The 12,837-nt window shown below is 69.7% G+C and carries 16 protein-coding genes and 1 pseudogene; 9 read left to right on the top strand and 8 right to left on the bottom strand.

Annotation, left to right across the window (positions count from 1 at the left end; all coding sequences use genetic code 11):
• Positions 1-62: 62 nt before the first annotated feature.
• The gene (locus ACFV7R_RS14625; RefSeq protein ID WP_385263793.1) at positions 63-389 is read right to left on the bottom strand and encodes a hypothetical protein; all 327 of its coding nucleotides are present in this window, start codon (positions 387-389) and stop codon (positions 63-65) included.
• 365 nt (positions 390-754) lie between these two features.
• Between ACFV7R_RS14625 and ACFV7R_RS14620 the strand changes: the two genes are divergently transcribed.
• The gene (locus ACFV7R_RS14620) at positions 755-1,465 is read left to right on the top strand and encodes an alpha/beta fold hydrolase (RefSeq protein ID WP_385263792.1); all 711 of its coding nucleotides are present in this window, start codon (positions 755-757) and stop codon (positions 1,463-1,465) included.
• Positions 1,466-1,532: 67 nt separating this feature from the next.
• Here the strand turns inward: ACFV7R_RS14620 and ACFV7R_RS14615 are convergent.
• Positions 1,533-1,679: pseudogene (locus ACFV7R_RS14615) on the bottom strand (DUF4291 family protein); the annotation flags it as partial.
• A gap of 180 nt (positions 1,680-1,859) precedes the next feature.
• Here ACFV7R_RS14615 and ACFV7R_RS14610 point away from each other — a divergent pair.
• Positions 1,860-2,027 (top strand): hypothetical protein, encoded by a 168-nt coding sequence (locus ACFV7R_RS14610; protein WP_385263557.1) that lies wholly within the window; start codon positions 1,860-1,862, stop codon positions 2,025-2,027.
• Between the two features lie 80 nt (positions 2,028-2,107).
• A complete protein-coding gene (gene msrA / locus ACFV7R_RS14605; RefSeq protein ID WP_385263556.1) occupies positions 2,108-2,620 on the top strand; it encodes a peptide-methionine (S)-S-oxide reductase MsrA in 513 nt (170 codons plus the stop codon).
• 175 nt (positions 2,621-2,795) lie between these two features.
• Here the strand turns inward: msrA and ACFV7R_RS14600 are convergent, their stop codons facing one another.
• Positions 2,796-3,914, bottom strand: a complete 1,119-nt coding sequence (locus tag ACFV7R_RS14600; protein ID WP_385263555.1) for a hypothetical protein — start codon at positions 3,912-3,914, stop codon at positions 2,796-2,798.
• Between the two features lie 142 nt (positions 3,915-4,056).
• Here ACFV7R_RS14600 and ACFV7R_RS14595 point away from each other — a divergent pair, with 142 nt between their 5' ends.
• Complete coding sequence (locus tag ACFV7R_RS14595) at positions 4,057-5,211, top strand: cystathionine gamma-synthase (protein ID WP_224735496.1); 1,155 nt, start codon at positions 4,057-4,059, stop codon at positions 5,209-5,211.
• A 9-nt stretch (positions 5,212-5,220) separates the two neighbouring features.
• Here the strand turns inward: ACFV7R_RS14595 and ACFV7R_RS14590 are convergent, their stop codons facing one another.
• The 3 genes from ACFV7R_RS14590 to ACFV7R_RS14580 all read right to left on the bottom strand — a co-directional run bounded on the left by ACFV7R_RS14590 (position 5,221) and on the right by ACFV7R_RS14580 (position 6,811).
• Complete coding sequence (locus ACFV7R_RS14590; RefSeq protein ID WP_385263554.1) at positions 5,221-5,469, bottom strand: hypothetical protein; 249 nt, start codon at positions 5,467-5,469, stop codon at positions 5,221-5,223.
• Positions 5,470-5,482: 13 nt separating this feature from the next.
• Complete coding sequence (locus ACFV7R_RS14585; RefSeq protein WP_385263552.1) at positions 5,483-5,986, bottom strand: sigma factor-like helix-turn-helix DNA-binding protein; 504 nt, start codon at positions 5,984-5,986, stop codon at positions 5,483-5,485.
• A gap of 318 nt (positions 5,987-6,304) precedes the next feature.
• Positions 6,305-6,811 carry a MarR family winged helix-turn-helix transcriptional regulator gene (locus ACFV7R_RS14580; RefSeq protein WP_385263790.1) on the bottom strand — a complete coding sequence of 169 codons (507 nt, stop codon included), beginning with the start codon at positions 6,809-6,811 and terminating at the stop codon, positions 6,305-6,307.
• A 161-nt stretch (positions 6,812-6,972) separates the two neighbouring features.
• Here ACFV7R_RS14580 and ilvA point away from each other — a divergent pair, with 161 nt between their 5' ends.
• The 3 genes from ilvA (at position 6,973) to ACFV7R_RS14565 (ending at position 10,261) form a co-directional block, all read left to right on the top strand.
• Positions 6,973-8,202, top strand: a complete 1,230-nt coding sequence (ilvA, locus tag ACFV7R_RS14575) for a threonine ammonia-lyase (RefSeq protein ID WP_385263551.1) — start codon at positions 6,973-6,975, stop codon at positions 8,200-8,202.
• 188 nt (positions 8,203-8,390) lie between these two features.
• A complete protein-coding gene (locus ACFV7R_RS14570) occupies positions 8,391-9,419 on the top strand; it encodes an ATP-binding cassette domain-containing protein (protein WP_385263550.1) in 1,029 nt (342 codons plus the stop codon).
• Complete coding sequence (locus ACFV7R_RS14565) at positions 9,416-10,261, top strand: ABC transporter permease (protein WP_129802047.1); 846 nt, start codon at positions 9,416-9,418, stop codon at positions 10,259-10,261. The genes ACFV7R_RS14570 and ACFV7R_RS14565 overlap by 4 nt, the downstream gene beginning before the upstream one ends.
• 136 nt (positions 10,262-10,397) lie before the next feature.
• Here ACFV7R_RS14565 and greA read toward each other — a convergent pair whose 3' ends face one another.
• Complete coding sequence (gene greA, locus ACFV7R_RS14560; RefSeq protein ID WP_385263548.1) at positions 10,398-10,898, bottom strand: transcription elongation factor GreA; 501 nt, start codon at positions 10,896-10,898, stop codon at positions 10,398-10,400.
• A gap of 168 nt (positions 10,899-11,066) precedes the next feature.
• A complete protein-coding gene (locus ACFV7R_RS14555) occupies positions 11,067-11,465 on the bottom strand; it encodes a DUF4307 domain-containing protein (RefSeq protein ID WP_385263547.1) in 399 nt (132 codons plus the stop codon).
• A gap of 170 nt (positions 11,466-11,635) precedes the next feature.
• On the opposite strand from ACFV7R_RS14555, the gene mca reads away from it, so the two are divergent.
• A complete protein-coding gene (gene mca, locus ACFV7R_RS14550; RefSeq protein ID WP_224734025.1) occupies positions 11,636-12,496 on the top strand; it encodes a mycothiol conjugate amidase Mca in 861 nt (286 codons plus the stop codon).
• Entirely contained in the window at positions 12,489-12,752 is a 264-nt protein-coding gene (locus ACFV7R_RS14545; protein ID WP_385263546.1) for a hypothetical protein, read from the top strand. Before mca ends, ACFV7R_RS14545 begins: the two co-directional genes overlap by 8 nt.
• Positions 12,753-12,837: the final 85 nt, after the last annotated feature.

The following is a 12,837-nucleotide window of genomic DNA, read 5'->3' as shown; positions in this document are numbered from 1 at the left end:
GCGCCGACCCGGCCATGTCACCGCGCGAACGATGATCGACGCCACGGCCCGTTGGACGGGACTCAGGCTGGTTCGGCTACTTCTCCGGCGCCGGAGCGATGCCCGTCGGGCAGGAAGCTCCCCAGTTCGCTTCGAACGGGGTACTTAGTTTGACCCCCGTCCCGGCGAGTCTGTGCTGCCATGTGCCCCATCGGCCGCAGCCGGCTGTGGGGTGAATCAGCCCGTCGTCCCCGTAGGTGGGCGAGGAGTTCGTCTCCAACGGGATATGGGTGTTCCTGGGGCAGCAGTCGGGCGGCGGAGTCCAGGTCGCCATCGCTGACGAGGGCATGGATCTCGCGGGCAAGAACGGTTTCCTGCCCCGCCTTCGTGACCCAGCCGCAGCGGTACATCATCCACAGGAACGACGGTTTGATCCATGTCAAGCGGCGTTCGCAGCTCTTTTCGGCGATCACCCATCCCTGAGTAGAAGTCCTGGTCAGAGTCCTTGGCGCCTGGCTGAGCGGACTTCGTCCTGGCGTTCACAGCCCTTGTTCCTCCTGGAGGATGACGGGCTGGGCATCGGAGCCCCGATCGATCGGGCGGCCTGTCGATCAGGTCGCTCGGGCTCGCAGACGTCTCCAGTTGCTTGCGGCCGAGGGCTGGCCGACGGCATCAGACGTTCGCCCGCAGGGGCAAGCGGTTGACCGTCCAGCCGGACATGATGGCTTCGGTGTGCGGTCGTCACGAGGCGGCTGTGGAGCTGAGGGAGGTCTCGATGCGGGTCGTGTTCGCCCACGGCGCGTGCGCGCTGGATTCCGACTGGTGGTGGCACCGGATGGTGGAACCACTCGCAGCCCTGGGGCTGGAGAGCCGCAGCGTGGAGCTGCCCAGCTGTGGCGAACGGGCGGGCGCCGCGTACGGGGCGGATTTGTACGCCGATGCCGACGCGGTGCGGGCCGTACTCGATGAGGAGCCTGGGCATCCCGCCTTGCTGTGCGGGCACTCCTACGGCGGGATGGTGATCACCGACGCTGCCGCGGGCCGGGACGACATCAGGCACCTCCTCTACGTCACCGCGGTCGTGCCGGACGTTGGCGAATCCCTCGCAGCCCTGGCAGGACCAAACCCCGCGCCCTGGGTCGTTCCGCGGGATGACGGTACGGTCGTCCCGAACACGGCGGTCGACCTGCGGGGTGCCTTCCTTTACGACTGCGACGAGGAGGCCGTGGCGGGCGCCTTCCGGCGGTTGGGACCGCAGTCACAGGCGGTCTTCGCCCAGGCCCCACGCGGCGTCGCCTGGCACGAAACCCCCTCTACGTACGTCGTCTGTACGGGGGACCGGGCCACGCCGCCGGAGAAGCAGCGGGAGTTCGCCCGGCGGGCATCCCGGGTGCTCGACCTGCCGGTCGGCCACCATCCGTTTTTGTCCCACCCGGGGTTACTGGCCGACCTGATCGGCGAGATCGCCCGCGAGGTCGGAGCGTGACACCGAAGAACCGGTCGAGAAGGTAAGCGCCCAGGACAGCAGCGAGAGGTTGTGAACGCGGCTTGGTGACCCACGTCATGCGGTCCCGCTTCCATGCGGCGGGGAAACGGCCCTGGCGAACCGCGGGCATGCCGATCTCGGGGGAGTATGCCTGGTAGACGGTGATCGTGGATGCCGTGTGGAGCGCGCGGATTCTGCGTTGCGGTTCTTCCATGGTGCACAGGGGGATGCCGACGGATCCACGTCGGCCGTTGATTTTCGATGCGACTGCTTCCGCGGGACGATCCGGCCGTGGCACCGCACGCCCGACGACACCGGAACCGAGTCCTACCGGCTACCAGGCCACCCAGGACCGACCCCGCGGGGCGTGACAGACGGCCCATGAGGCATCATCGTGATCGCGTCGATGCAGAAGTCGCTGCCACTGCTCACCACCGCGTTCATCATCCTGTTCGTGCTGACCGGGCTCGGCAACGGTTCGATGTACAAGATGATCCTCGGCGTCTACCAGGCCAGGGCGAGTGGGACGGGCACGGAATCGCTCGGCGCCCTCGCGTGTTGAGGCGATTGCGTAGGGGATGCCGGTGGTGTGCAAGCCGAGCAGCCCGAGTGACCGAGCTGACAGATATTGGAGGGGCCGCAATGGCTGCGCAGACGCAGAGGGCCGTGCTGGCGGGCGGATGCTTCTGGGGGATGCAGGACCTGATCCGCCGGCTCCCGGGCGTGACGGCGACCCGCGTCGGATACACCGGGGGTGACGTGCCGAACGCGACGTACCGTAACCATGGCACGCACGCGGAGGCCATTGAGATCCTTTTCGACCCCGAGAAGACCGACTTCCGCGCGATCCTGGAGTTCTTCTTCCAGATTCACGACCCGAGCACCAAGGACCGCCAGGGCAACGACATCGGCCTCAGCTACCGCTCGGCGATCTACTACGTGGATGACGAGCAGAAGCGGATCGCCGAGAACACGATCGCGGATGTGGACGCCTCCGGACTGTGGCCCGGCAAGGTCGTCACCGAGGTCGAGCCGGTCGGCCCCTTCTGGGAGGCCGAGCCCGAGCACCAGGACTACCTGGAGCGTTACCCGGACGGCTACACCTGCCACTTCCCGCGCCCGGGATGGCGGCTGCCCGCCCGCGCGGAGGGCTGACCGCGCGAGGCGGCCCGGCGGAGTGCGGCGGCTGACTGGGCCGAGGCTCCGGCCGGGCCGTGCTTGCGCCTGCGGCGCACAGGCCGCACACCGTGGTGAATGCAGGCAGGCCCGTACCGCATTCCGGTACGGGCCCGCATGCCGCCACGGACTGCCATCAGGGCGTACGGCAGGTTCAGTGCAGCAGCGTCGCCGGGCTGCCGCCGTTCGCCTCGTAGCCCGCCACGGCCAGCGCCCGGTAGACCGCGAACTCCGCGGCCGGGTCGGGCGACAGCGTCCAGGGCAGGGCGCCCACATGGCCGTCGATGTGTATCAGCTGGCTCATGGCCTCCGACCAGCGCTCGGAGCGGACCAGGAAGAACACCAGCAGATGACGGACGTGCGCCAGCATCGGGTCGTCGGGGCGGGCCGAGTGCACCGCGTGCAGGGCGCCGTGGATCGCCTTGGTCACGACCTCGCTCTGGTAGAAACTGGCGACCAGATTGACCTCGGGCAGGTGCTCGAAGACCGCGAACAGCGGCATCGCCGCCAGCAGCGAGCCCTGCGGGGCGCGGGCCGCCGCGGCCTCCGCGAACTGGGACGCCAGCTCGCGCGAGCCGTGCCACTTCTCGCACCAGTAGTGCAGCGCGGCGAGATGCGCTCCCATGTGGTTCGGCGCGCGGTCCAGGATCTTCAGCCAGAGCTGCTCGAACTCCGCGCGCGGATAGGCCAGGCCCCGGGCCACCGACAGCTCGATGATGTACGGGATCGGGTCACCGGGGGCGAGCAGCGCCGCGTCGCCGCAGGCCGCCTTCGCCTCCTCCATGATGATCCGGAACTCGTCCGTGCCGGGCGTCGCCGTCCGCCACGCCTGCTGCACCAGGAACTCGGCGTGCACCGCCGCGCCGCCCGCGTCCTTGGGCGCCTCGGCCCGCCACACCCGCAGCCACTGCCCGCCCGGCGTCTCACTGACGCCGCCCGGCCGCTGCTGGAGCTCCAGCGACGCCGCGCCCGCGAAGGCCTGCACACGCTGCCAGCGCAGCTCGCCCTCCGCCTCCGTACCGGCCAGGAGCTGGGCGGCGGCCCGGTGGTCCTGGGTGCGCTGCACCAGGTCCAGCACATCCACCAGGTCCTGGTCGGGGCCGGGCATGCGGACGTCCAGTTCCTCCTGCCGTACGAATCCGTAGTTCGCGGGGTCCGCGGCGTCCGGGTGGCCCGGCGTGACCAGCTCTATCCCCCTGCGCCTGCGCATCACGAACGGACCCAGCACGAAACCGATCAGGAGCAGACCCAACAGGACCCAGAGAATTTCCATGCATCAAGCGAACCAGACGCCGCCGACAATTGGCGAACCCCCTCCCTCGGACCTGTGGAAAACCGCGTCCGACGGCAGGCGGGCGCCTGCGCCGCGCCGTGGCGGCGGCATGGGGAGGACGAGCGCACTACGCTCGGTTCTCATGAGCGACAGGCACATCAGTCAGCACTTCGAGACGCTCGCCATCCACGCGGGCAACACGGCCGACCCCCTCACCGGTGCGGTCGTCCCGCCGATCTACCAGGTGTCCACCTACAAGCAGGACGGGGTGGGCGGTCTGCGCGGCGGCTACGAGTACAGCCGCAGCGCCAACCCGACCAGGACCGCCCTGGAGGAGAACCTCGCCGCCCTGGAGGGCGGGCGCCGTGGACTCGCGTTCGCGTCCGGACTGGCGGCCGAGGACTGCCTGTTGCGTACGCTGCTCAGCCCCGGCGACCACGTGGTCATCCCCAATGACGCGTACGGCGGCACGTTCCGCCTGTTCGCGAAGGTCGTCGCCCGGTGGGGCGTGGAATGGTCGGTCGCCGACACGAGCGATCCCGCAGCCGTACGGGCCGCCATCACCCCCAAGACCAAGGTCGTGTGGGTGGAGACCCCCTCCAACCCGCTGCTCGGCATCACCGACATCGCCGCCGTCGCCCAGATCGCCCGGGACGCCGGCGCCCGGCTCGTCGTCGACAACACGTTCGCCACGCCCTACCTCCAGCAGCCGCTGTCACTCGGCGCGGACGTCGTGGTGCACTCCCTGACCAAGTACATGGGCGGCCACTCGGACGTCGTGGGCGGCGCGCTGATCGTGGGCGACGAGGGGCTGGGCGAGGAACTGGCCTTCCACCAGAACGCGATGGGCGCGGTCGCCGGGCCCTTCGACTCCTGGCTGGTGCTGCGCGGCACCAAGACCCTCTCCGTGCGCATGGACCGGCACAGTGAGAACGCGGCCAGGGTCGCCGACATGCTCACCCGGCACGCGCGCGTGACGCGGGTGCTGTACCCGGGGCTGCCGGATCACCCCGGTCACGAGATCGCCGCCAAGCAGATGCGGTCCTTCGGCGGCATGGTCTCCTTCCGGGTCGAGGGCGGCGAGGAGGCGGCCGTCGAGGTCTGCAACCGCGCCAAGGTGTTCACCCTGGGCGAGTCCCTCGGCGGCGTCGAGTCGCTGATCGAGCACCCAGGGCGCATGACGCACGCCTCCGCGGCCGGTTCTGCCCTGGAGGTACCCGCCGACCTCGTACGCCTCTCCGTGGGCATCGAGAACGCCGACGACCTCCTGGAGGACCTCCAGCAGGCGCTCGGCTAGCCGGAGCGCTCACCAGCCCGTCAGCGGTGGGGTCGTCTCCGACGGCGGCTCCACCCAGGGGCGGGCCGTCAGCGCCCACACGGTGAACGCCACGGTCACGGCGAACAGCAGCAGCCAGCCCAGGCGCAGGGCGAGGGCCCTGCGTCGCAGCAGACGGTTGCCGCGGCGCACGGCGTCGGCGCAGAGGTCCGGCGGCACCCGCGGCGGCGTCCGCTCCATGATCTGCCGCGCGGCAGCCTCCCGTTCCAACCGGTTCACCGCAGACCCCCGATCACGACGCCGCCACCTTCGCCTCCGCCACCGCCGGTGCAGGCCCCCGGGGCGGGTGGAGGACCGTCGCCGTCGCCCGGTCGCACAGGGCGCGGACGCGTTCCGTGGGCAGCCCGAGCAGCGCGGCCGTCTGTTCCTCGGCAACCCCTTCGTACAGCCTGAGGACCAGGATCAGGCGCTCCTGCGGGGCGAGGTGGGCGAGTGCGCCGGTGGGGTGCGGGCGGGCCCGGCCGAAGACGCCGTACTGGTGCCAGGCGCCGTGCGCGAAGCGGGTGGCGAGGTACCGGCGAGTGCGGTCGTACGGGTCCTCGCCGCGCAGTCGGTCCCAGCAGGCGTAGGTGTGGGCGAGGGCCAGGGTCAGCAGGCGCCGCGCGCGCGGGTTGTCGTCCGGGGCCTCGGCCGTGAGCAGCGTGGCGGTGTGCAGCAGCCGCCCCGCCGCGCCGGCGACGAACGCCTCGAACTCCCGGGCCCGGCGGGCACCTTGGGACGCTTGCCGTTCTCGCACCGCGCCTCCCGCCTGAGGCCGACCTGAGGATACGGATCCCGGTGGCGTACCCGGCCCACCGGATGTGAACCCCCGTACGACCACGAGGACCCGGTCTCATATGAGGCCAGCGGTGGGCTTTCGGTCAAGAGCCCGCGCACCGTGCGGCATGCCTCGGCTGCCGTGGAAGATCGCGCTCCATACGGCGGGAGCGGGGGAGGGGCTGGTGAGGGGCGGTGGAGTCCCGGCACCACGCGCGCGTGTCCGCCCCCGGCCCGGAGCGGCACGCGGCGTCTCGTAACTCCCGCCGCACGCGCGTGCACGTGTCTCACCCGCGGCTCAGGAAGCCGACTGCGGCTCCGTCCCCGGCACGCCCTGCGCCGCCATCCGTGCGGAGAGCGCCAGGTTGAAGCGGGTGAGGAGCGTGCAGAATGCCTCGCGCTCCTCGGGTGCCCAGTCGTGTGTGAGCTCGGCCATCAGCTGACGCCGGGACGAGCGCACTTCCTCCAGCCGGGACAGCCCGCGCGGGGACAGCTGGAGCACCACGGCACGCCCGTCCTCGGGGTGCGAGGTCCGCTTGACCAGGCCCGTGTCGACGAGGGGAGCCACCTGCCGGGTGACCGTCGACGAGTCGATGCCCATGCTCGCGGCGAGCGCCTTGACGCCCATCGGCCCTTCCTTGTCGAGCCGGTTGAGCAGCAGGTACGCGGCGCGGTCCATGGAGTTGCGCACCTGTCCGACCCCGCCGAGCCGGGTCTGTTCGGCACGCCGGGCGAACACCGCCACCTCGTGCTGCAGCGCGTCGAGGAGGCCGGTGTCACCGACGGTCGTCATGTCCATCGACATTTCAGGTGTTGTGGGCATGGCCGGGGGCTCACTTCATACTGGGTGCTGGGTTGGGGGACAGGGTACGCGGATGGGAGGCGGGCCGTACCGGCGCTGCGCAAACCAGTCTCGGACGTTGGTCACTACGGCTGTTGCGGCAGGTGAACTGCGAGACTTGAGCCATGAACTACCGCAAGGCCGCCCCCTTGCCCCCGGTCACCCTCGACGACGTACGCGGCGCGCAGAAGATGCTCACCGGCGTCGCACGTGTCACCGCGATGGAGGGCAGCAGGTACCTGACCCAGCTGGTCGGCGCTCCCGTGCACCTCAAGTGCGAGAACCTCCAGCGGACCGGTTCGTTCAAGCTGCGCGGCGCCTACGTCCGGATCGCCGGTCTGCTGCCCGAGGAGCGGGCCGCCGGTGTGGTCGCCGCGAGCGCGGGCAACCACGCACAGGGCGTCGCCCTCGCGTCCTCGCTGCTCGGCGTGCACTCGACGGTGTTCATGCCGAAGGGCGCGCCGCTGCCGAAGATAAGTGCGACGCGTGACTACGGCGCCGAGGTGCGTCTGCACGGAGACGTGGTCGACGAGACCCTGGCCGCCGCGCAGGAGTACGCCGCCGAGACGGGCGCGGTGTTCATCCATCCCTTCGACCATCCGGACGTCATCGCGGGCCAGGGCACGGTCGGGCTGGAGATTCTGGAGCAGTGCCCGGAGGTGCGCACGATCGTCGTCGGTATCGGCGGCGGCGGTCTCGCGGCGGGGATCGCGGTCGCGGTGAAGGCCCTGCGGCCCGATGTGCGGATCGTCGGTGTGCAGGCGGCGGGTTCGGCGGCGTATCCGCCCTCTCTGGCGGCGGGGCGTCCGGTGTCGATCGAGAACCCGGCGACGATGGCCGACGGCATCAAGGTCGGCCGGCCCGGTGACGTACCGTTCGCGATCGTCGGTGATCTGGTGGACGAGGTGCGCACGGTCAGCGAGGACGAGCTGTCCGCCGCGCTGCTGCTGTGTCTGGAGCGGGCCAAGCTGGTCGTCGAGCCGGCCGGCGCCAGCCCGGTCGCGGCGCTGCTGAGCGATCCGGGCGCGTTCGAGGGACCGGTCGTCGCGGTGCTGTCCGGCGGCAACGTCGACCCGGTGCTGATGCAGCGCGTTCTGCGGCACGGCATGGCGGCGCAGGGCCGCTACCTGGCCGTTCGGCTGCGGCTGACGGATCGGCCGGGCGCCCTCGCGACGCTTCTCGGGGTGTTGTCAGTGGTCGACGCTAACGTCCTCGATGTGAGCCACGTGCGGACCGACCCACGGCTCGGGCTCACGGAGGCGGAGGTCGAGCTGCACCTGGAGACGAAAGGCCCGGCCCACTGCACCGAGGTCGGCGAGGCCCTGCGACAGGCGGGGTACCTCGTCATCGACTGAGGCGCCGGGGCCGTAGGACCGATAAGGCCGAGGTCAGGCCAAGGTCACGGGCTCTTTGTCACTCGATCGGGTAAGCCCGTTGTAAGACGCGATACATCGCGTTATGGTGTGTCTCGTGCCACTCCTCAAGCAGAACCGAACCCACCAACCCACGCTTCTCGAAGCGACCCGACGACGTGGAGACTCATATGCCAGGCGCCATCTATGCCGAAGGCCTGGTCAAAACCTTCGGTGACGTAAGGGCTCTGGACGGCGTCGACCTCGATGTCCCCGAGGGCACGGTCCTCGGCCTGCTCGGGCCCAACGGTGCGGGCAAGACGACGGCCGTCCGCTGTCTGACGACCCTGCTGCGCCCCGACAGGGGCCGGGCCGTCGTCGCGGGCATCGACGTGCTCGCCCACCCCGACCAGGTCCGGCGCTCCATCGGTCTGTCCGGCCAGTTCGCTGCGGTCGACGAGTACCTGACCGGCCGGGAGAACCTCCAGATGGTCGGCCAGCTCTACCAGATGACGGCGAAGGCCGCCAAGGCCCGCGCCGGTGAGCTGCTCGACCAGTTCAACCTCGCGGACGCCGCCGACCGGCCCGCCAAGACCTACTCCGGAGGCATGCGCCGCCGGCTCGACCTTGCCGCGGCCCTGGTCGTCTCCCCGCCCGTGATGTTCATGGACGAGCCGACGACCGGCCTCGACCCGCGCAACCGCCAGCAGCTGTGGGAGGTCATCAAACAGCTGGTCTCCGGCGGCACGACCCTGCTGCTGACGACGCAGTACCTGGAAGAGGCCGACCATCTCGCGCACGACATAGCGGTGGTCGACCACGGCCGCGTCATCGCCCGCGGCACCTCCGACCAGCTCAAGGCCCGCACCGGCGGCGAGCGCGTCGAGGTCGTGGTGCACGAGCGCGAGCACATGGCGACCGCCGCCGAGGTGCTGCGCGGCTTCGGCAAGGGCGACACCACCGTCGAGGAACACACCCGCAAGCTCACGGTGCCCGTCACCGGCGGCGCCAAGCTCCTCGCCGAGGTGATCCGCGAGCTGGACACCCGCGGCATCGAGATCGACGACATCGGCCTGCGCCGCCCGACCCTCGACGATGTGTTCCTGTCACTGACGGGCCATGTGGCGGAGGCCGCCGACGAAGAGGACGGCGCCGACGGCGCGAGCGGTACGCCCGCCGACGCCAGGGGCCGCAAACGCAAGAAGGAGACCGTCAAGTGAGCGCCGTGACCGACGCCGTACCGCGGCCCGCCCGCCCGAACCCGATCGGCCAGTCCGTCCGGGACTCGCTGGTCGTCGCAAAGCGCAACCTGATTCGCATGTCCCGGATCCCCGAAATGATTATTTTTGGGCTGATCCAGCCAATCATGTTCGTGGTGCTGTTCAGCTATGTGTTCGGCGGATCCATGACCATCGGCGGCACCACGGACTCCGGTGTCTACCGCGAGTTCCTGATGGCGGGCATCTTCGCCCAGACCGTCACCTTCGCCACCGCGGGCGCCGGTGCCGGCATCGCCGAGGACATGCACAAGGGGCTGATCGACCGGTTCCGCTCGCTGCCCATGGCGCGCGGCGCGGTGCTGACCGGCCGCACCCTTGCCGACCTGGTGCAGACGGCGCTCACCCTGCTGGTGCTCGCGATCGTGGCCCTCCTGGTCGGCTGGCGTACGCACACCAACGTCGGCGAGGTGCTCGGCGCCTTCGGGCTGCTGCTGCTGATGGGCTACGCGTTCACGTGGATCGGCGCGCTGATCGGCCTGTCCGTGCGGACACCCGAGGCGGCCACGTCCGGCGGGCTGATCTGGCTCTTCCCGGTCACCTTCGTCTCGAACGCGTTCGTGGACTCGGACCAGATGACGCCCTGGCTGCGGCACATCGCCGAGTGGAACCCGTTCAGCGCCACGGTCCAGGCCTGCCGAGAACTCTTCGGCAACCCGGGTGTCTCCACCTCGGGCGCCTGGCCGATGGAGCACCCGGTCTGGGCCTCACTGATCTACTCGGCCCTGATCATCGTCATATTCCGGACTCTGGCGGTACGGAAGTACCGCTCGGCGACGGCCTGAGAACCCACGACGGCCTGAGAATCCACGACGAGACCGGCTCGATGAGACTGACCTGGACATGACGAAACCCCCGGCGTCGCGCGGACGCCGGGGGCCGTGAAGGGCGAGTCGGTCAGGCGCAGGGCACTGACCGGGTTCAGCTGCTGTACGGCTCGGCCTTCAGGATCTTCACCGAGGCCGTCTTGCCGTTCGGCAGCTCGTAGTCCGCGTCCTCGCCGACCTTGTGGCCGATCACGCCGGACCCCAGCGGGGACTGCGGGGAGTACGTCTCGATGTCGGCGCTGGCGTACTCGCGCGAGGCGAGCAGGAACGTCAGTGTGTCGTCCTCGTCACCGTCGAAGGCGATCGTCACGACCATACCGGGCGCCACGGCACCGTCCGTCGAGGCCGGCGCCTCGCCGACCTTGGCGTTCTCCAGGAGCTGGGTCAGCTGGCGCACGCGGAGCTCCTGCTTGCCCTGCTCCTCCTTGGCCGCGTGGTACCCGCCGTTCTCCCGCAGGTCGCCCTCCTCGCGCGCGGCCGCGATCTTGGCGGCGATCTCCGTGCGCGCAGGACCAGTAAGGTACTCAAGCTCGTCCTTGAGCTTGTTGTACGCCTCCTGGGTCAGCCAGGTGACGTTCTCGCTGGTCTGGGTCACAGGTGCTCCTCGTCGGTACTGGGAATACAAAGCATCGCCCTACCCAGAAGAATGTTCCTTCACGAGTGGGCGAAACCACGAGCCTAACAATTCAATGGCGGAAGGGGGAGGACATAAGCCAACAAAATCGCGTCAATGCAGGTCAGCGGCTACGTGATACGGGTGACGTCAGTCGGCGTGGCAGCCCAGGAGCTCGGCCGTCGTGGCCGGTGCCGTCGTACGGAGGGTGACGACCTCGGTGATGCGGGTGGTGTCCCCGGTGAAGCGGAAGTCGGCCCGGCCCACCTCGGCGCCGTTCTCCGCCTGGGAGCGCACCGTGCAGTAGCCGGAGGCGCCCGCGTCCTTCTCGACCGCCAGCTTCACCTTCACCGAATCGTCCGAGAGATCGAAACTGATCACTTCGGCGCTGATCTTGTTCTGGCCGACGTAGTGAAAGGCAAAAAAGGCCATCACGGCGAGGAGCAGCGCCCCGAGGGCGGCGCCGGCGACCTTCAGTGTGCGGTCCGCGCGCTCGTCCGAGGAGCGGCCGTAACGGCCCTCGGGCAGTCGCGTGCTCGCCGTACTCATGATCGTCCTCTCGGCCGGGGCGGGACCGAGGTCCCGGACGGGGCTCCCGGGACCGGGGCCCCGGAATTTTTCGCCCCCCGATTCGGTCACTATAGAAGCCGCCGTTCGCACCCGGTCACGCCGGGCGCCGACCAAACGAGGATTGAGTCTTGACTGACCAGTTGCGACTGATGGCCGTCCACGCGCACCCCGACGACGAGTCGAGCAAAGGCGCGGCCACCATGGCCAAGTACGTGTCCGAGGGGGTGGACGTGCTGGTGGTGACCTGCACGGGCGGGGAGCGCGGCTCCATCCTCAATCCGAAGCTGCAGGGCGACAAGTACATCGAGGAGCACATCCACGAGGTACGCAAGAAGGAGATGGACGAGGCCCGCGAGATCCTCGGCGTCAAGCAGGAGTGGCTCGGTTTCGTCGACTCCGGCCTGCCCGAGGGCGACCCGCTGCCGCCGCTGCCGGAGGGCTGCTTCGCCCTCGAGGACGTCGACAAGGCGGCCGGCGAGCTGGTGCGGAGCATCCGCTCCTTCCGTCCCCAGGTGATCACCACCTATGACGAGAACGGTGGTTACCCGCACCCCGACCACATCATGACCCACAAGATCACGATGGTGGCGTTCGAGGGCGCGGCGGACACCGAGAAGTACCCGGAGTCCGAGTTCGGTCCGGCGTACCAGCCGCTGAAGGTGTACTACAACCAGGGCTTCAACCGCCCACGCACCGAGGCGCTGCACCAGGCGATGCTCGACCGGGGCCTGGAGTCCCCGTACGGGGAATGGCTCAAGCGCTGGGACGACTCGGGGCACAAGGACCGCACGCTGACCACGCACGTCCCGTGCGCGGACTTCTTCGAGATCCGTGACAAGGCGCTGATCGCGCACGCCACGCAGATCGACCCCGACGGGGGCTGGTTCCGGGTGCCGATGGAGCTTCAGAAGGAGGTCTGGCCGACCGAGGAGTACGAGCTCGCGAAGTCCCTCGTGGATACCTCCCTCCCCGAGGACGACCTCTTTGCAGGCATCCGCGACAATGCCTGACATGAGCGCAAGCGCGAGCCTGGCAATGACCCATCTCGTCACCCTCGCCAAGGAGGTCGACGAGGACAAGGTGACCCCCGGCGTCCTCGGCTTCATCGTCTTCGCGGTGATGGCCCTGGCCGTGTGGGGCCTGATGAAGTCCATGAACCGCCACATGGGCCGGGTCGACTTCGACGAGGCCCCCGACGGGGCGGGGGCCTCCGGCAAGGGCGACGCGGACCAGGCGTCGGGGAAGGCCTCACCCGCGAAGGGCTGAGTCCCCCGGCCGGGCACACACCAGCCCGGCGGCACCGGCAGCGACCGGTCCCGCCGCGCTGGTGCCGGAGCAGGCGCCCGCAGGC

Source organism: Streptomyces sp. NPDC059866 (assembly GCF_042731325.1).
Classification (GTDB): Bacteria; Actinomycetota; Actinomycetes; order Streptomycetales; family Streptomycetaceae; genus Streptomyces; species Streptomyces flavusporus.
Note: the sequence above shows the minus strand (reverse complement) of the source record. Positions and strands in the feature narration are given on the sequence as shown.